Below are 18,974 nucleotides of genomic sequence, written 5' to 3'. Positions count from 1 at the left end.
GGCTTACTCTTGCGGCGCGGCCGCGAATTTATAGCCCATGCCCCACACCGTGAGGATGCGCTCGGGTTCCGCCGGGTTGCGCTCGATCTTGATGCGCAGCCGGTTGATATGGGTGTTGACGGTGTGCTCATACCCTTCGTGCTGATAGCCCCAGACCTGATTCAACAGGCTGAGGCGCGAGAACACCTGGCCCGGGTGGCGGGCGAAAAAGTACAGCAGATCGAATTCGCGCGGCGTCAGCTCGACCGGCTGCTGGTGCAGGTGCACCTCGCGGGCGATCGGATCGATGGTCAAATCGTTGAAGCTGAGCACGCCGGCGTCCATGCGCAGGTTGCGGCTCATCGCTTCCTGGCGGCGAAACAGCGCCTTGACCCGCGCCACCAGCTCCAGCATGGAGAAGGGTTTGGCCAGATAGTCGTCGGCGCCCAGTTCCAGCCCCAGCACGCGGTGCACCTCGCTGGAGCGCGCGCTGGTGATGATGATCGGCGTGTAGCGCGTCATGGTGCGCGCCCGGCGGCAAATCTCCAATCCGTCCACGCCCGGCAGCATCAGATCGAGGATGAGGGCATCCCAGCCGCCCTGTTCCAGCATCGCCATGCCCCGGTTGCCGTCGGCGGCGTGGCTGATGGCGTAACCCTCGTCACGCAGATGCAGCTGCAACAGCTCGGCGATGTCGCCGTCGTCCTCGACGATCAAAATTCGTTTTGGCTTTTCCATTCTCATTACCGCTGATTGCCTGATTCTCTCTGAAGTCTACACAACCCCCACCGGTGGAGTTATCACATTTTATTTAACTTTGCGTGAGGTCTTGGGGAACAAATCCGGGGAATACTCGGCTCATCGCATCGCTAGCTGGCAGGAATCTTTATGAGCCTCACTCTCACTCCGGAACAACGACAGACCGTACATCCGCTGTGGCTGCGGTTGACGCACTGGCTGAATGCGCTGGCGATGCTGATCATGGTGACCAGCGGCTGGCGTATCTACAACGCCTCGCCGCTGTTCAACTTCAGCTTTTTCAACGAGTTGACGCTCGGCGGCTGGCTGGGCGGCGCGCTGCAGTGGCACTTCGCCGGCATGTGGCTGTTTGGCGTCAACGGGCTGTGCTACCTGCTGATCAACCTGGCCAGCGGGCGTTTCAAACGCAAGTATTGGCCGCTCAGCCCACGGCAGTTTCTCGCCGATATAGGTACCGCGCTGCGCGGCAGGCTGCAACACGCCGACCTGCGCCACTACAACATGGTGCAACGCGTGGCCTATCTGTCGGTGATGATCCTCGGCGTGATGAGTGCGCTGTCCGGGCTGGTGCTGTGGAAATCGGTGCAGTTTCCGCTGCTGCGCACGCTGCTCGGCGGTTATGAGGCGGCGCGCTATATCCACTTTTTCGCCATGTCGGCGCTGGTGGCCTTTGTCGCGATTCACCTGGTGATGGTGGCGCTGGTGCCACGGACGCTGCTGGCCATGCTGCGCGGACGCTAAGGAGTGAATGATGGAAAAGGATAAACCGATCATGACGGTCATTGAAGGGCAGGCGATCGTCAAAGAAGCGCAGCGGCTGTTGAGCGCGCCTTCGCGCCGCCGCTTTCTGCGCAACGGCCTGACGCTGGGCGGCATCGCCATGCTCACCGGCTGCGATCTCAGCGATAACGCCAACGTCGAACAGGCGCTGAGCCGCATCTCGCGCTTCAACGATCGGGTGCAGGGCTGGCTGTTCAATGGCGACCGCCTGGCGCCGGTCTACCCGGAATCGATGATCACCCGGCCGTTCCCGTTCAACGCTTTCTACGCCGAGGAGGACGCGCCGGACATCAACGGCGACGACTACCGTCTGGAGGTTGCGGGACTGGTGCAGGACAAACGCGCCTGGAGCCTGCCGCAGCTGCACCGGATGGCGCAGGTCAGCCAGGTGACGCGCCATATTTGCGTCGAGGGCTGGAGCGCCATTGGCAAGTGGGGCGGCGTGCCGTTCGCGACCTTTCTCAAGGCGATCGGCGCGGATCTGAGCGCCCGCTACGTCAGCTTCAAATGTGCCGATGACTACTACACCAGCATCGACATGGCCACCGCGCTGCACCCGCAGACGATTATCGCGCTGACCTATGACGGCCAGATCTTGCCGCGCAAGTATGGCTACCCGATGAAGCTGCGCATGCCGACCAAGCTGGGCTACAAGAATCCGAAACACATTCAGGTGATCGAGGTCACCAACCGTTTCCCGGGCGGTTACTGGGAAGACCAGGGTTACAACTGGTTTGGCGGCAGCTGAGGCGGCCGCCGGCCATTCTCCGGCACCCCGGTGCCTTTGACATGACGGAAGGAAATACCATGAAAAAGTTATTCGCAATGATGATGTGCAGCGCGTTGATGCTGGGCGTGGCCGGCGCCAACGCCGCGGACGGCATGAGCAAAGACGCGATGAAAAAGGACGGCATGAGCCAGATGTCGCACGACGGCATGGCCAAAGACGGCATGAAGAAAGAGTGTATGGGCAAGGAGTGCATGAAGAAAGACAAGATGGGCAAAGACGCGATGAAAAAGGATGGCATGGCGAAAGACGGTATGGCCAAAGACGGCATGAAGAAAGACGAAATGAAGAAGGACGCGATGGGGCACTAAGCCGCCGCACCCCGCGGCCGCAAGCGGGCGAGCCGCAAGCGGGCGAGCCGCGGCGGCCGCGGACAATTAAGGAGAGAGGATGATGCAGGCGACATGGCTGCGGCGCTTTCAGCGCTCGAACGGGGACGTTATCTTTATGCGCGCGGCGCTGGTGGTGATCTTTGCCGCCTTCGGTTACGCCAAGTGGTTTGATTACGAGGCGCAGGGGCTGGTACCGCTGATCGGCAACAGCCCGCTGCTGAGCTGGATGCATCAGGCGTTCGGCATCCGCGGCGCCAGCTATGCGCTGGGCGTTGCCGAGTGGAGCTTCGGTTTGCTGCTGCTGGCGGGATTCTGGTCGCGGCGGCTGGGATTGCTGGGGGCGATCGGTTCGACGGTGACCTACCTGACCACGCTGACGCTGATCTTTTCCACGCCGGGCGCCTGGGAGCCTTCCGCCGGCGGTTTTCCTGCCATGGCCGGGGCCACCAGTTTTTTAATCAAGGATCTGGTGTTGCTGGCCGGTTCCCTGGTGCTGCTGAAAGCCGACTTGCCGGCCGAGCAGGCATAAAAAAGGGCGTAGCCTGGCTACGCCCTTTCGCTGATTGACCGGTTATCACATATCCGGGAAGGTCAGGGTGCCCCCCGGCGCTTCGCGATGAATGTGCAGGAAGTTCAGGTGCTTCTCGTACTGGTCGAGGATATCGCCAATCACCTGTTCCTTGCTGTAGTCCATCAGGTCGTTGCCCTGGGTGCCTTCCATCAGGAAGGTTTCCAGCCGGTAGTAGTGCGACTTGCCGGAGCGCGCGCGGTAGGTGAAGCCCGGCACCGAGTAGCGCATCGGCCAGATCTGATAGATAAAGTTCTGTTCCTCACCCAGGTGCACCAGCAGCTCCAGGTGGTTCAGGCGTTCGTCTTCGGTCGGCGGCACTTCGCTGAACTCCACTTTCGCGCCGCGCAACTCCAGCTCGCGCGCCACGTCCTGCATCGCCGGGCGGCACACCTTATCCAGCATTTTCTGCGTGTACTGGGTGCCCGGGTAGTTCATCACCCGCGACAGGCGCTGCTTCCAGTTGAGCACGTCGTGGCTGGAGACCGGCACTGGCGCCAGGGTGCTGAGCGCGCTGGCCTTGCGGTAGTCTTCCACCCGCAGCGATTTATACAGCCCGGCCATCACGAAGAAGATCACGAAGCTGAACGGCAGGCCCATGATCACCGTGGTTTTCTGCAGCGCCGGCACGCCGTCGGTCATCAGCATGCCGATGGTCAGCAGGCCGATAGCCACCGACCAGAAAATCCGCAGCCAGTTCGGCGCATCATTATTAATGTCGGCCAGGCGCGAGGTGAAGTTGCCCAGCACCAGCGAGCCGGAGTCCGCCGAGGTGACGTAGAACAGCAGGCCGGTGATGGTGGCCACCGAGGCGCTGAAGGTGAAGCCGGGGTATTGCGCCAGCAGGCTGTAGAAGCCGCGCTCCGGGAACTGCATCACTTCCTGCGCGAACTCGGCGTTGCCGTGAATGATCTGGTAGAGCGCGCTGTTGCCGAAGATAGACAGCCACAGCAGGGTGAACACGAACGGTATGATCAGCGTGCCGACCACGAACTGGCGAATGGTGCGCCCGCGCGAGATGCGCGCCAGGAACAGGCCGACGAACGGTGACCACGCCACCCACCAGGCCCAGAAGAACAGCGTCCAGTTGTTCATCCACTCCACCGGCCGATCGAAGGCGAAGCTGTTGAGCGTCATGCCCATAAAACGATTGACGTAATCGCCGACGTTGAGCACCAGCGCGTTGAGCAGGAACTCGGTGTCGCCAAAGAACAGAACGAACAGGATCAGGCCGAGCGCCAGCAGCACGTTCAGCTCGGACAGGATGCGGATGCCCTTGTTGACGCCCGAGGTGACCGAGATGGTGGCCATGATCACCGACAGCAGGATCAGCGAGCCCTGCACCGTCAGGTTTTCCGGGATCTCGAACAGCACCTTGAGGCCGTAGTTGAGCTGCACCACGCCGATACCCAGCGTGGTGGCGATGCCGAAGATGGTGCCGAGCACCGCGGCGATGTCCACGCTGTGGCCGATCGGGCCGTTGATGCGTTTACCGAAGATCGGGTACAGCGCCGATCGGATGGTCAGCGGCAGATTGTAGCGATAGCTGAAGTAGCCGAGGGCGATGCCCATCAGCGCATACATCGACCAGCCTGTCAGGCCGTAATGGAACAGCGTCCAGACCATCGCCTGGCGTGCGGCCTCCAGCGTTTGCGCGTCGCCTTCCGGCGGCATCATGTACTGGGTCACCGGCTCGGCGACTGAGAAGAACATCAGGTCGATGCCGATGCCGGCGGCGAACAGCATCGCCGCCCAGCTCATCAGGCTGAACTCCGGTTTGGACTGTTCCGGCCCGAGCTTGATCGAACCGAAGCGCGAAGCGGCGATAAACACCACGAACACGATGTACAGCGTCGCCGCCAGCAGGTAGTACCAACCGAAGGTGGCTGACACCCAATTCAGCGTGCGGGTGATCCACTGCCCGGAGAAGTCGGTGAAAAAGATGGTCATCAGCGAGAAGGCCAGGATCAGCCCCGCCGAGGTGAAGAAAACCACAGGGTTGAGGCGGTCCTGCTGCGGTTTGGAGGAGGTTTCGTGGGTTGTCATCGTCATCCTCTGAACTGAGAAAATCGTGCCGCTCCGTATTCCGGGGCGCGTTGGCCTCTGAAAAACGGGCGAATGAAGGCGGCGGCCGTCTCCGCAGAGGAGGGCCTGAATGATGCCGCTTTCGCCTGTTGCTGAAGCGCCGGAGCGCTTCGCGGCGGGAACCGCTTACAGCCACTGATTTTGGTCAGATTCGTTAATTACCTCACAAAAATCAGCCAGTTCCACAACCAGATAGTACAAATTTTTAACCAGGCGGCAATAAAATATATGCAATTTTTATTGAACGTTCAATCAAAAAAAAGTTTAATAGTCCTCATGATGACCTGAATCACGGGCGAAACGGCAGTGAAATTTGCCCGCTGAGATAAGGCCGAAGTCGGTTTTGTGAGAGTCGAAATATGCCAAAGGTAGGAATGCAGCCAATCAGAAGGCAGCAGTTGATTGATGCCACGCTCGCCGCGGTAAACGAAGTGGGAATGCATGACGCCACCATCGCGCAGATCGCGCGGCGGGCCGGCGTTTCCAACGGCATCATCAGCCATTATTTCAAGGATAAGAATGGCCTGCTGGAAGCCACGATGCGCTATCTGATCAGCCATCTGGGCGAGGCGGTGAAGCTGCGCTTGCAGGCGCTGACCGATAACAGCCCGGCGGCGCGGCTGCAGGCGATCGTCGCCGGCAACTTCGACGACAGCCAGATCAACAGCGCGGCGATGAAGACCTGGCTGGCCTTTTGGGCCAGCAGTCTGCACCAGCCGCAGCTCAACCGGCTGCAGCAGGTGAACGGCCGCCGGCTTTATTCCAACCTGTGCGCCGAGTTTCGTCGCGTTATGCCGCAGCCGCAGGCGCGGTTGGCGGCCAAGGGGCTGGCGGCACTGATCGACGGACTGTGGCTGCGCAGCGCGCTGCGCGGCTCAGCGTTCAATCAGTCGCAGGCGTTGGCGCTCACGACCGAATACATCACGTTCCAACTCCGGGGGCAAACGCCGCCCGGAGGATAACCCAAGGAGATCCTATGTCCCGTTTTGGCTTGCAGAAGCTCTATATTCATGGCGCCTATGTAGACAGCACCGCTGGAAAAACCTTCAACGCCATTAACCCGGCGAACGGCGAAGTTCTGGCTGAAGTCCAGTCCGCCGGCGCTGAAGACGTCGATCGTGCGGTGGCCAGCGCGGCCAGCGGGCAGAAGGTGTGGGCGGCGATGACGGCGATGGCGCGTTCGCGCATCCTGCGTCGCGCGGTGGATATTCTGCGCGAGCGCAACGATGAGCTGGCGGCGCTGGAAACGCTGGATACCGGCAAAGCGATGTCGGAAACCACCGCGGTGGACATCGTCACCGGCGCCGACGTGCTGGAGTATTACGCCGGCCTGATCCCGGCCATTGAAGGCGAACAGATCCCGCTGCGCGAAACCTCATTCGTTTACACCCGCCGCGAACCGCTGGGCGTGGTGGCCGGCATCGGCGCCTGGAACTACCCGATTCAAATCGCGCTGTGGAAGTCCGCGCCGGCGCTGGCGGCGGGCAACGCGATGATCTTCAAGCCGAGTGAAGTCACGTCGTTGACGGCGCTGAAGCTGGCGGAAATTTACACCGAAGCCGGCCTGCCGGACGGCGTATTCAACGTGGTGACCGGCAGCGGCGCGGAGGTGGGGCAGTACCTGACCGATCATCCGGGCATTGCCAAAGTCTCTTTCACCGGCGGGGTGAAAACCGGCAAGAAGGTGATGGCCAACGCGTCGGGATCGACGCTGAAAGAAGTCACCATGGAGCTGGGCGGCAAGTCGCCGCTGATTATTTTCGACGATGCCGATCTGGATCGCGCTGCCGATATCGCCATGATGGCCAACTTCTACAGCTCCGGGCAGGTGTGCACCAACGGTACCCGCGTCTTCGTGCCGGCGGCGCTGCAGGCACAGTTTGAGGCGAAGATCCTCGAGCGCGTCAAGCGCATTCGCCTCGGCGATCCGACCGATCCGCAGACCAACTTCGGGCCGCTGGTCAGCTTCGCGCACATGGAGTCGGTGCTGCGCTTTATCGAGAGCGGCAAGAACAGCGGCGCGCGCCTGCTGTGCGGCGGCGAACGCGTCACCCACGGCGAATTTGGCAAGGGCGCTTACGTGGCGCCGACGGTATTCAGCGACTGTCGCGACGACATGGAAATCGTGCGTGAGGAGATCTTCGGGCCGGTGATGAGCATTCTCAGCTACCAGAGCGAAGAGGAAGTGGTGCGCCGCGCCAATGATACCACCTTCGGCCTGGCCGCCGGTGTGGTGACCAACGATCTGGCCCGCGCGCACCGCGTGATCCATCAGCTGGAAGCCGGCATTTGCTGGATCAACACCTGGGGCGAGTCGGCGGCGGAAATGCCGGTCGGCGGCTACAAGCAGTCCGGCGTCGGCCGTGAGAACGGCCTGACGACGCTGGAACACTACACCCAGATCAAATCGGTGCAGGTCGAGCTGGGCGAATACGCCTCGGTATTCTGATCTTCCCGCCGTCTTTCGAGCCGCAGCCGCGTTGGCTGCGGCCGACAATCTCTAGAGAGCCAAAATACACAGCCTGTTGCCGAGTCGCGCTTCGCGTCTTTGCCTGACCAGGCCTCTATAAAGTAAGGAGATAATGAATGGAATTTGACTACATCATTATCGGTGCCGGTTCCGCCGGCAACGTGTTAGCCACCCGATTGACCGAGGACGCCGACGTCAGCGTCCTGCTGCTGGAAGCCGGCGGCCCGGACTACCGGATGGATTTCCGTACCCAGATGCCGGCCGCGCTGGCGTTTCCGCTGCAGGGTCGCCGCTATAACTGGGCGTATGAAACCGATCCTGAGCCGCACATGAACAACCGCCGGATGGAATGCGGCCGCGGCAAAGGGCTGGGCGGTTCGTCCCTGATTAACGGCATGTGTTACATTCGCGGCAACGCGATGGACTTCGATAACTGGGCCAAGGCGCCGGGTCTGGAAGACTGGACCTATCTGGACTGCCTGCCGTATTTCCGCAAGGCGGAAACCCGCGATATCGGCCCGAACGATTACCACGGCGGCGAGGGCCCAGTGAGCGTCACCACGCCGAAAGCCGGTAACAACGAACTGTTCCACGCGATGGTGGAAGCCGGCGTGCAGGCGGGTTACCCGCGTACCGACGATCTGAACGGTTACCAACAAGAAGGCTTCGGTCCGATGGATCGCACCGTGACGCCGAAAGGGCGCCGCGCCAGCACCGCCCGCGGTTATCTGGATCAGGCGCGTTCGCGGCCGAACCTGAAAATCGTCACCCATGCGCTGACCGACCATATCGTGTTCGACGGCAAGCGTGCGGTAGGCGTCAAGTATTTGCAGGGCGACAGCAATCAGCTGACTCACGCCACAGCACGGCGCGAAGTGCTGCTGTGCGCCGGCGCCATCGCCTCGCCGCAGATCCTGCAGCGTTCGGGCGTTGGCCCGGCTGCGCTGCTGAAAAGTCTGGATATTAATGTGGTACACGATCTGCCGGGCGTCGGGGAAAACCTGCAGGACCACCTGGAGATGTACCTGCAATACGCCTGTAAGAAACCGGTATCGCTGTACCCGGCGCTGCAATGGTTCAACCAGCCGAAGATCGGCGCGGAATGGCTGTTCAACGGCACCGGCGTCGGCGCCAGCAACCAGTTCGAGGCCGGTGGCTTCATCCGCAGCCGTGCAGAGTTCGCCTGGCCGAACATTCAGTATCACTTCCTGCCGGTGGCGATTAACTACAACGGCAGCAACGCGGTGAAAGAGCACGGCTTCCAGGCGCACGTCGGCTCGATGCGTTCGCCGAGCCGCGGCCGGGTACAGGTGAAATCGAAAGATCCGCGTCAGCATCCGAGCATTCTGTTCAACTACATGGCGACCGAACAGGATTGGCAGGAGTTCCGCGACGCTATTCGCATCACGCGCGAGATCATGGCGCAGCCAGCCCTGGACGAATACCGTGGCCGCGAGATAAGCCCTGGGCCGGACGTGCAGACCGATGAGCAGTTGGATGCCTTCGTGCGCGAGCATGCCGAAACCGCGTTCCACCCGTCCTGCTCGTGCAAGATGGGCGAGGATGAGATGGCAGTGGTCGACGGCCAGGGCCGGGTGCACGGCATGGAAGGATTGCGGGTGGTGGATGCGTCGATCATGCCGCTGATCATCACCGGCAACCTGAACGCCACCACCATCATGATCGCCGAGAAGTTAGCCGATCGCATTCGCCAGCGCGCGCCACTGCCGCGCAGCACCGCCGACTATTACGTCGCCGGCGATGCGCCGGTGCGCAAGCAGTAACCGACACGCCCTCTCGCCGTTGAGGGGGAGGGCCGCCGTAGCAAGCAACCCCTCTCCATATGCTCTTCCCCAAGGCGAGGGGGCAACTCTTTTTTATCCCCTCATGCCGCCGGCAGCGAGATCGCCTGATCGAAACTGGTGGGCGTCGCCATACGCCACATGCGGGCGTAGAACTCGCTTTTGATCTCCGGTTGCAGCAGCGCGCCCGGCTCCAGGTAGTAATAGATATCGGCGTACACTTTGATCTCGGTCGGCGTGATGCGGCGCAGCATATGGTGCGAGGTCAGCTGTTCCGGGCGGCTGACGCCGGCCGCCGCCAGCATGTCCGCCAGCGCTTTCACCGTATTTTGATGGAAGTGGTAGACGCGCTCCGCCTTGTTCGGCACCACCAGCGCCTTCTGCCGCAGCGGATCTTGCGTCGCCACGCCGGTCGGGCAGTGGTTGGTGTGGCAGCTTTGCGACTGGATGCAGCCGACGGCGAACATAAAGCCGCGCGCCGAGTTCACCCAATCGGCGCCGAGCACCAGCACGCTGGCGATGTCGAAGGCGCTGATGATCTTGCCACTGGCGCCTACCTTGATTTGGTCGCGCAGGCCGCAGCCCACCAGCGTGTTATGCACGAACAGCAGCCCTTCGCGCAGCGGCATGCCCATATAGTTGGAGAGCTCGAGCGGCGCGGCGCCGGTGCCGCCTTCCTTACCGTCCACCACGATGAAATCCGGCAGGATGCGGGTGTGCAGCATCGCCTTGACGATGGCGACGAACTCCCACGGGTGGCCGATGCACAGCTTGAAACCGACCGGTTTGCCGCCTGACAGCTCGCGCAGCTGCTGGATGAAATGCATCATTTCCAGCGGAGTGGTGAAGGCGCTGTGCGAGGCCGGCGAGATGCAGTCGACGCCTTCCGGCACGCCGCGGGTGGCGGCAATTTCCGCATCCACCTTTTTCGCCGGCAGAATGCCGCCGTGGCCGGGTTTGGCGCCCTGGCTGAGCTTGATTTCAATCATTTTGACCTGCGGGCTTTGCGCCTGTTCGGCAAAGCGGCGCGGATCGAAATGGCCGTCGGCGGTGCGACAGCCGAAATAGCCGCTGCCCAGCTCCCACACCAGATCGCCGTTGTTTTCACGGTGATAGCGGCTGATGCTGCCCTCGCCGGTGTCGTGGTAGAAATTGCCCTTGGCCGCACCGAGGTTGAGTGCGCGAATGGCATTGGCGGAGAGCGCGCCGAAGCTCATGGCCGAAATGTTGAAGATCGACGCAGAGTAGGGCTGGCGGCAGTCGGCGCCGCCGATGGTGATGCGAAAACTGGTCGGGTCGGCGGCTTCCACCGGCCGCATGGAGTGGCCGATGCACTCATAGCCGGTTTGGTACACATCCAGCAGGGTGCCGAACGGCTTGTCGCCCATCTCGTTTTTCGCCCGGCGATACACCAGCGTGCGCTGGGTGCGTGAAAACGGAATCTCTTCATTATCCTGCTCGAGGAAATATTGGCGCAGTTCCGGGCGGATGAATTCGAAGAAGAAGCGCAGGCGGCCGATGATCGGGTAGTTGCGGCAGATGGCGTGGCGTTGCTGCGTGAGATCGTAGATACCCAGCACCATCAGGCAACCGCAGGCCAGGGCCGGCAGCCAGAACCACGGATGGTTGTGCATCATGATCAAGAAAACCAGGGTGAGCAAGATGCTCAGCACAAAGCAGGTATAGCGGCTGAATAAGGACGACTTCATAACATCTCCTGATGTTTATTTTAATCCACACGACATGACTCACGGATAATCCGTGTGCAAATCGTAACCAACAGGAGAGGATGTTGTGTGTCTGTTGCTGCTTTGTCGCCGGTTGTTACATTAATTTAACTTGGCGGGAGAAGGCGGGTTGCCGCGCGGCGTACCGCGCAACAAGCCAGGGCAGGTTATTTTCCGGCGACGAAGATGGTGCTCATGCTGCGCAGCCGCAGCTTTTTCATCGCGCTGTATTTCTGCGAAAAGATGGTTTTCGGATGCGTGCCGCGCTTTTCCGCAATGTGCAGCAGGCTGTCGCCGCGCAGCAGATTGAAGATCACATCGCTTTCCGCCGGGCTGAGCTCGCGGGTTTTCTGCACCCTGATGCCGCCCGGTTCTTTGCTTTCCAGCAGCCGCTGGATTTTTTCCTGCAGCGAATAAAGCGGAATGCGGGTGGAGACCAACTCGACGGAAATCCCCAGGATCGACAACAGTTTCACTACGCGCTCGTCGTCATAGAACACCAACAGGCGCGTTTTGCTGTTGTACTGCTGGTGCAGGGACACCAGGCTTTCGATCACGTTGACGCTCTGTTCGAGGTTTTGCGAGGTGAAAATCAGCGCGATATCGTGCTTGGTGATCTTCTCTGCTTTGGCGCCACCGTGCATGAAATCGGAAAACAGGCGGATATCGTACGCGCCGTAGTGTTTCTTCAGCAGCACCGACAGGCCAACATAGCTGTACTTACACTCACTAATCACAAGAACGTTGTTTTTAGACATAGGGCAAACACCAATACCGAGTTAAAAGTATTCAGCTGTAAGAAGCGAGTTCAAATCCTTGATGCTGGATTCCTTCCACAGCTTTCCCTGCAGTGCGTAATATGGCATTTCATCCAGCCATTTCTTGTGTTCGGGAGTTTCAACTCCTTCGATAATTACCTTGTAATGATTAAGGTAAAAGAAGCGCAGTAACGCGCGCATCAAGCCCTCACCGCCGGACTTTTTCATGAAGTCCCAAAGCAGAAAACGGTCGAGCTTAACGAAGCGGAACTGGCTGTTGTACAACGCGGAAAAACCCGCATAGCCAGAACCAAAATCATCGAGCCAAAATGAATAACTATTCAATGACGGATCGCCGTGCACGCGATCTTTCACCAGCCGGGTTGAATTCTCGCTGATCTCGAAATGAATACAGCGCATAGCATTAATTCTTTCGGCAAAGTGAGTATTCGCCAGCGATTGCAGGGAATAATCGTCAACATTCAAAGTGGCTATCACTTGGTTTTCATGAAACCAGTGTTTGTATTTATCGATCAGATTGATCTGATCCATCAAAATCTCAATCCGGGTGGCGCTGTCGGCATGGCGAAAGAACTGTTCAGGGGAAAAATGGGCATATTCGCTATTAAACGTAAAGCGAGACAGACATTCAACGGCCAGCAATTGTCCCGATTTCGCGAACATTGGCTGAAAAACATAATTAATGCCGTTATTTTTCTCTCTGAAAGAACTGCTCATTTCCCAATCCTTGGATTGATATTTAACTTGTTGATTTTAAATGGTTAAAAAGAAAGTTACTCCAGGCTTATTGGTAAATTTCTTATTTAAAGCGTCAGGATGGCCGAAGCGTGTCGACAGACCATTTAACGCGTAATTTGTGCCAAAGTCCAAACGTCGCAATCTGTTACTAAATGTAAATATTCGGGATAATATTCTGATTTTCAGGCCTTAATGCAAAATCTTGAACTCTGCAGCTTTCCCAAACACAGATTATTCCTATTCATATGAATCGTCAACATCGATCGATAGGTATCCGCCGATAGTTTATTCCTATCAAGAGGGGCCTTATGAATGTTTTAAACGATTTAACATTAAGAATATGCTTAGTCTATATTTCGTCCGGCAATGAGTTCATCGAGGCAACGCTCCTTTTCAGCAAGGGAGTGCTATCGCTGAGTGTATGCTCAGTGGCGGCAATATATATATAAGCCCGCCACTGAATCGATTATTTTATTGTTCTATGGAGCTGGAAATGAAAAAAGTATTATTGCCTTTGGCTGCCCTGGTATTGTCTGCAACTGCTTCCAACGCAATGGCAGCAAACGGCACTGTTAAATTCACCGGTGAAATCAAACAGTCTACCTGCCAGGTAACTAGCGATACTCAGAATAAAGAAGTTTACCTGGGTACTTACCCAACTTCTGCGTTCCCAACCGTGGGTTCTAAATCCGCTTCTAAAGCTTTCCAGATCTCTCTGGAAAAATGTGATGCCGGCGATTACAGCCTGCGCTTCGACGGTAACACCGTTGCTGGTAACCCAGACCTGCTGTCCGTAAGCAACGTTGGCGGCACTGGCGCTGCAGCTACCGGCGTGGGTATCGAAATCACCGATAACAACGGCAAGCCATTCGCTATCGGCGACGGTTCAAACATCAACGACGACGTAGCGAAAGTCACCATCGCTGCTGACGGTAAAGCGACCTTCAACCTGCAGGCTCGTTACCGTTCATTCGATAGCAACGTAACTGCAGGTCTGGCTAACGCCACCAGCCCGTTCACTATCGAATACAAATAATCGTCTTTCAGGACACACACGGCCAAGGATGGCCCGTAGAGGAAACCGATGAAAAAGTTCTTTGCTGCTCTGCTGATGCTGGGCACCTTTAACAGCTACGCCGGTATCCAGGTAGATGCCACTCGCGTTATCTATAAAGGCGATGACAAATCCGCCTCTCTGCCCATTCATAACGATGCTTCAGAAGCTTATATGGTGCAGACCTGGCTGGACACCGGTGACAGAAACCAAGTGCCGAAAAATCTGCCTGTCGTTGTCGTTCCACCGATTCTGAAATTGGACGCTGCTAAAACTGCAGTTCTGCGCTTTATCTATTCCGGTAATGGTTTACCTCAGGATAAAGAAACCCTGTTGTGGATTAACGTGCAGGAAATTCCACCGGCGCCGAAGCAAGAAAACGTGCTGCAGGTTGCGGTGCGTACCCGAATCAAACTTTTTTACCGGCCGGTGGCGTTGAAAGCGACGCTGGACGAGCAGGTACAAAACTTGCGTTGGCAGCGTGAAGGTTCACGTTTGCAAGTGATTAACGATGGCCCGCTGCATATTACCTTTGGGGCGCTGCATTTGAAAAACAGCGCAGGCAAGACCGTGGATGTGGACGCCAACATGGTGAGCCCGAAAGATCGCTTATCGATCAACATCCCGGCGGGCGTCAGCGTCGGCAACAAGATTGCTTTCAGTTATATCAACGATTTTGGCGGTAGAACGGAAGTCAAGGACGTTCCAGTACAATAAGAGAGACAGGGAATGGCAAATCAACGAAAAGTAGCAGGCGGAACGACGCGGCTGACACAGCTGATCCGAATTGCAATCATTGCCGCCAGTGCGCCGATGTTATGGAGTGAAGCGGCGCTGGCAGAGTTTAACATGTCGTTTATTCACGGCGATGAAAACCTGAGCAACGCGGAAGCGGTCGCTCAGGGCGATGCTTTGCAACCGGGCGTTTACCCATTCGACATCTACGTCAACCTGACTCAGGTCGATCATAAGGATGTTACTTTTCGTCAGGTTAAAGGCCAGACCGCGTCTCAACCCTGCCTGAAAGTTGAAGACCTGCGCAACTACGGCATCAAACTGCCGGAAACGCTGCAGGCCGGCAGCTGTGTTGATGTGTCTGAGTTGATTAAAGACGCCACCGTCAGCTATGACGCGGCGGTGCAGCAGATCAACATTTCCGTGCCGCAGACCATGATGGATCTGAGCGCGATCGGGGCGATCCCGCCAAGCATGTACGATGAAGGCATCAACGCGCTGTTCGCCAACTATAACTTCAACTACAACAAGAACAGCTATCGCCGAGATGACGCCGACGACAGCGAGTACATGTTCCTCGCGCTGAACAGCGGCCTCAACCTGGGCAGATGGCGCCTGCGCAACAACTCCACCTGGGACAAGCAGAGTGGCAGCAGCAGCAACTGGACCAACGTCTCCTCCTGGGCCGAGACCGATATCGTGCCTTGGCGCAGTCGTTTGGTGATGGGCCAGGCGAGCACCAACAACAGCGTGTTCAACAGCTTCCAGTTCCGCGGGGTACAACTCTCCAGCGTTGACGACATGCTGCCGGACAGCCTGCGCGGTTATGCGCCGGTGGTGCGCGGCGTGGCGGCGACCAACGCCCGCGTCGAGATCCGTCAGAACGGTTACGTCATCTATAGCACCAACGTCGCGCCGGGTCCTTTTGAGATCCACGACGTTTATCCGCATACCAACAACGGTGACCTGCAGGTCACCGTGAACGAGGCCGACGGTTCGCACAAAACGTTCAGCGTCGCCTACTCTTCCGTGGCCAACATGCTGCGCGAAGGCATTTGGAACTTCCAGCTGACCGCCGGTAAATACCACAACGGTAACGGCGGCTATCAGCCGAAACTGATCCAGGGCACCGCGGCGTACGGCATGAACTATGGCCTGACGCCATTCGGCGGCGCCATTATCGCCGAACATTACCGTTCCGCCGCCGTGGGTATCGGTAAGAGCCTGGGCTCATGGGGTGCTATCTCCGTGGACGGTTCTATTTCCGATACCGAGCTGGCGAACGGCGATCGCAAGCAGGGGCAGAGCTTCCGTTTCTTGTACTCCAAGTCGCTCAACCAGATGGGCACCAACTTCCAGTTGGCGGGTTATCGCTATGCGACGTCCGGTTACTACGATCTCAGCGATGCGGTCCAGGAGCGCAACAGCTGGCGCAACGGCATTTATGCCAATGATTACTGGGATCCAAACGATCTGCAGCCGGGGCAGCCTTCCTGGAGCAACAACCAGAAACGCACCCGATATACCGCGCGCTACGGCAACAAGCGTGAACGCGTCGAGCTGTCGCTCAGCCAGCAGCTGTGGGCGGGCGCCAGCCTGTACGCCAACGTGAGCCACCAGAACTACTGGGGCGTGTCCGGTAACGATCGCACGATTCAACTGGGTTACAACGACGGCTTCAAGCGCATTTCCTACGGTGTTTATCTGCAGGATACGCGCGGCCAGTACGGCTATTCCGATCGCAGCGTGAACTTCACGATGTCGATCCCGTTGGATTGGGGCCAGAGCAACAACTCGACCACCGCCAACTTCAGCGCGGCGCACAGCAAACAGAGCGGCGACAGCTACTCGACCGGCATCAGCGGCACCATGCTGGACGACCGTCGCATGAACTACTCGGTCTCCACCGGGCATACACAGTCCTCCGGTCAGAGCAGCAACCTGAACCTGGGCTACAGCAGCAGCATCGGTAACATCGACGGTAGCTATGCCTACAGTTCGAAATACCGCCAGGAAGGGCTGGGCCTCTCCGGTGGTCTGCTGGTGCACTCCGGCGGCGCGACCCTGACTCAGCCGTTGCAGAACACTATCTTGCTGGTGGAAGCGAAAGACGCCAAAGGCGTGCGTTTGGAAAACCAGCCGGGCGTGACCATCGATCGCTTCGGTTATGCGGTGGTGCCGTCGGCCAACCCGTACCGCTACAACTATGTGGCGCTGCGCACCGAAGATTTTGGCCCGGGTCTGGATGTGCCGGTGGCCAGTAAGCAAGTGGTGCCGACCGAGAAATCGGTGGTGAAGGTGAGCTTCGATACCTTCAAGGGCGTCAGCCTGCTGATTCACGCTCGTCTGGGTGATAACGGTTATCCGGCCATCGGCGCCGGCGTGTTCAACGAGTCCGGCCGCAACAGCGGCACCGTGGGCCTGGAGGGCGCAACCTATGTTTCCGGCGTGAAAGCGGGTGAAAAACTGACGATCAAATGGGGTCCGAAAGCCGATCAACAATGCGTACTGCCGATTCCGGCGGACGTGGGCGACAAACAAGCGGCCATGGGATATCAGGAACTGACCCTGCAATGCCAAAAACTGTAAGGTACACCATGAACTTGAACAAATTAGCACGTAACACACTTCTGTCGGTGGTGGGGCTGGCAGGGTTGGCCATGGCGCAACAGGCGGCGGCGATGCAATGCCGCTTCGGCAACTCGACGGGTTCAAAAAACCCGGTTGGCAGCGTGACGCAGGATATCGATGTCGGCCGCCCGATCGTGCTGGCCGCTAGCGACTTCGTCAAAGGCAACCTGATTTGGCGTTCGCAGAACTTTACCTCCACCTTTACCTGCTGGGATACGGATAACTACCCGCGCGGAGAGAACGCTTACATCTATTGGAACCCGCAGAACTCGTTCGGCGCACTGGATAAGTCGTTGGAGATTGGGGTATCGATCAACGGGCGTGATTATGATGCGATCAACCTGAAGCAAAGCTCCAACCGGCCGACGGGCCCTGATTTGGGGCCGGGTACCAAGCCGGGTAGTAACAGAAGAAAAGCCGATCCTCAGGCGGTGACTGCCACCTATTCGGTGTATATCAAAGCCACCGGGGTGAAACCGCCGGCGGGTAACTTCCCACCGTTGGCGCGCGCTTCGCTGTTCCAGATCGATGGTGAGTTGGGGCTGAACGCCACCAAAGACAGTAACTTTAACGCCTACATCAAGGGGCTGGACAAGATCCGCGTAATTCAGTGCAACCCGCAGATCACCGTGTTGGCCAACAATGGCGCCAGCGTCGATTTCGGCGTGCTAACCAGCTCCAGCGCCAAAACCGGCACCATCGCCAAGCAGGTGCCGTTCGATATCAAGGCTACCTTGAGCGGCGGCGAATGTGCCGGTCAATCTCTGCAGGCCAGTTTCAGCAGCACCAACGCCGATCCGTCAGACAACACGCAGATCCTGCCAACCACCCAACCGGGCGTGGCGATCTTCCTGACGCAGCAGCGCGACACCAGTAAAAAACCGATCCCACTGCAAACCAACGTGGATTTCGGCGGTGTGCTGCAGGATAAGCAGAACGAAGTGAAAGAGACCTTTATCGCGAACCTGAAGTGGTTGACCAATACGCCGAAGACCGGGGTGTTCAACGCTACCGCCAACGTCGACGTCACCTTCAAATAATTCGGCGTCTCGTCAATAAAGAAAGGGTTCAGTTCTCGCGAACTGAACCCTTTTTGTGCCTTAATACCGTAAGGATTAACGCAGCCCCATCCAGCTGGTGCAGACGCCTTCCGGCGGTTTGCCTGCATACCAACGAGGCAGCGCGGGGGCATCGTGGCGCGGTTCGGCCTCCACGTCTACCGGCTGGGCCGGCCATTCCGCGACGTCCCAGCGGGTGGTGCGGCGATAGACCGCCGGGGTTTTGCCGAACTGTTTCTTGAAGGCGCGCGAGAACGAAGGCTGAGAATCGAAGTGGTATTGCAGGGCGATATCCAGGATCGGGCGCGGGCTGGAACGCAGCGCCTGCGCCGCCTGCGACAGGCGCCGCTCGCGGATATAGCTGCCGAGCGCGTGGCCGGTGGTGCTGCGGAACATGCGCTGCAGGTGCCATTTGGAGTAGCCCGACTTGGCGGCGACGTTATCCAGCAGCAGCGGCTGGTCCAGATGAGTTTCAATCCAGTCTAGTAAATCGTGAATGATATTGACGCGATCCATGGTTTTAGTTCTCCCGCAAAAACGACATTCAGGTCACAGTGACTTAGCTTAATTATCCAAGAATATGCTTTGATAATAGGCGTGAGTGCGCCGTTACGCAAGGGTAAACCGGGGGTAAAAAGGTGGCCAAAAATGCTCTTTGAACGGCAGGGGGATAAAAGAAAGGCCGCATAA

The 18,974-nt window shown here is 58.4% G+C and carries 17 protein-coding genes; 11 read left to right on the top strand and 6 right to left on the bottom strand.

Annotated elements, in window-relative coordinates:
- Positions 1-3: 3 nt before the first annotated feature.
- Positions 4-717, bottom strand: coding sequence for a winged helix-turn-helix domain-containing protein (locus tag FHU12_RS13970; RefSeq protein ID WP_141970012.1), 714 nt, complete (start codon positions 715-717; stop codon positions 4-6).
- Between the two features lie 150 nt (positions 718-867).
- Here FHU12_RS13970 and FHU12_RS13965 point away from each other — a divergent pair, with 150 nt between their 5' ends.
- The 4 genes from FHU12_RS13965 (at position 868) to FHU12_RS13950 (ending at position 3,166) form a co-directional block, all read left to right on the top strand.
- On the top strand, positions 868-1,479 hold the full coding sequence (locus FHU12_RS13965; RefSeq protein ID WP_141970010.1) for a cytochrome b/b6 domain-containing protein: 612 nt from the start codon (positions 868-870) through the stop codon (positions 1,477-1,479).
- Positions 1,480-1,489: 10 nt separating this feature from the next.
- Positions 1,490-2,266 carry a molybdopterin-dependent oxidoreductase gene (locus FHU12_RS13960; protein WP_141970008.1) on the top strand — a complete coding sequence of 259 codons (777 nt, stop codon included), beginning with the start codon at positions 1,490-1,492 and terminating at the stop codon, positions 2,264-2,266.
- A gap of 59 nt (positions 2,267-2,325) precedes the next feature.
- Positions 2,326-2,616, top strand: a complete 291-nt coding sequence (locus FHU12_RS13955; RefSeq protein WP_060436890.1) for a pentapeptide MXKDX repeat protein — start codon at positions 2,326-2,328, stop codon at positions 2,614-2,616.
- A gap of 79 nt (positions 2,617-2,695) precedes the next feature.
- Entirely contained in the window at positions 2,696-3,166 is a 471-nt protein-coding gene (locus FHU12_RS13950) for a YkgB family protein (RefSeq protein WP_019454465.1), read from the top strand.
- A 45-nt stretch (positions 3,167-3,211) separates the two neighbouring features.
- Here the strand turns inward: FHU12_RS13950 and FHU12_RS13945 are convergent, their stop codons facing one another.
- Positions 3,212-5,251 (bottom strand): choline transporter, encoded by a 2,040-nt coding sequence (locus FHU12_RS13945; protein WP_141970006.1) that lies wholly within the window; start codon positions 5,249-5,251, stop codon positions 3,212-3,214.
- Between the two features lie 398 nt (positions 5,252-5,649).
- Between FHU12_RS13945 and betI the strand changes: the two genes are divergently transcribed.
- From betI to betA, 3 genes are all read left to right on the top strand, one after another.
- Positions 5,650-6,252, top strand: coding sequence for a transcriptional regulator BetI (gene betI, locus FHU12_RS13940; RefSeq protein ID WP_038880897.1), 603 nt, complete (start codon positions 5,650-5,652; stop codon positions 6,250-6,252).
- Positions 6,253-6,266: 14 nt separating this feature from the next.
- Complete coding sequence (betB, locus tag FHU12_RS13935) at positions 6,267-7,739, top strand: betaine-aldehyde dehydrogenase (RefSeq protein ID WP_123894349.1); 1,473 nt, start codon at positions 6,267-6,269, stop codon at positions 7,737-7,739.
- A gap of 137 nt (positions 7,740-7,876) precedes the next feature.
- The gene (gene betA / locus FHU12_RS13930; protein ID WP_141970004.1) at positions 7,877-9,544 is read left to right on the top strand and encodes a choline dehydrogenase; all 1,668 of its coding nucleotides are present in this window, start codon (positions 7,877-7,879) and stop codon (positions 9,542-9,544) included.
- Positions 9,545-9,645: 101 nt separating this feature from the next.
- On the opposite strand, the gene FHU12_RS13925 is transcribed toward betA, so the two are convergent.
- From FHU12_RS13925 to FHU12_RS13915, 3 genes are all read right to left on the bottom strand, one after another.
- Entirely contained in the window at positions 9,646-11,271 is a 1,626-nt protein-coding gene (locus FHU12_RS13925) for an FMN-binding glutamate synthase family protein (RefSeq protein ID WP_141970002.1), read from the bottom strand.
- Between the two features lie 185 nt (positions 11,272-11,456).
- Positions 11,457-12,047 (bottom strand): LuxR family transcriptional regulator, encoded by a 591-nt coding sequence (locus FHU12_RS13920; protein ID WP_004939094.1) that lies wholly within the window; start codon positions 12,045-12,047, stop codon positions 11,457-11,459.
- Between the two features lie 21 nt (positions 12,048-12,068).
- Positions 12,069-12,785: an EAL domain-containing protein gene (locus tag FHU12_RS13915; protein ID WP_079656351.1), complete on the bottom strand. Its 717-nt coding sequence runs from the start codon at positions 12,783-12,785 to the stop codon at positions 12,069-12,071.
- 514 nt (positions 12,786-13,299) lie between these two features.
- Here FHU12_RS13915 and FHU12_RS13910 point away from each other — a divergent pair.
- From FHU12_RS13910 to FHU12_RS13895, 4 genes are read left to right on the top strand one after another with little or no spacing between them, the layout of a single operon-like run.
- Positions 13,300-13,842, top strand: coding sequence for a fimbrial protein (locus FHU12_RS13910; RefSeq protein WP_033647475.1), 543 nt, complete (start codon positions 13,300-13,302; stop codon positions 13,840-13,842).
- 48 nt (positions 13,843-13,890) lie between these two features.
- Positions 13,891-14,577 (top strand): fimbrial biogenesis chaperone, encoded by a 687-nt coding sequence (locus FHU12_RS13905; protein ID WP_141970000.1) that lies wholly within the window; start codon positions 13,891-13,893, stop codon positions 14,575-14,577.
- 12 nt (positions 14,578-14,589) lie between these two features.
- Complete coding sequence (locus FHU12_RS13900; RefSeq protein WP_084826566.1) at positions 14,590-17,184, top strand: fimbria/pilus outer membrane usher protein; 2,595 nt, start codon at positions 14,590-14,592, stop codon at positions 17,182-17,184.
- Positions 17,185-17,198: 14 nt separating this feature from the next.
- Positions 17,199-18,266, top strand: coding sequence for a fimbrial protein (locus FHU12_RS13895; protein ID WP_260440730.1), 1,068 nt, complete (start codon positions 17,199-17,201; stop codon positions 18,264-18,266).
- A gap of 75 nt (positions 18,267-18,341) precedes the next feature.
- On the opposite strand, the gene FHU12_RS13890 is transcribed toward FHU12_RS13895, so the two are convergent.
- The gene (locus FHU12_RS13890; protein ID WP_141969997.1) at positions 18,342-18,800 is read right to left on the bottom strand and encodes a helix-turn-helix domain-containing protein; all 459 of its coding nucleotides are present in this window, start codon (positions 18,798-18,800) and stop codon (positions 18,342-18,344) included.
- Positions 18,801-18,974: the final 174 nt, after the last annotated feature.

The organism is Serratia marcescens (assembly GCF_006715005.1).
Classification (GTDB): domain Bacteria; phylum Pseudomonadota; class Gammaproteobacteria; order Enterobacterales; family Enterobacteriaceae; genus Serratia; species Serratia montpellierensis.
This window is presented reverse-complemented; position numbering and strand designations above follow the sequence as displayed.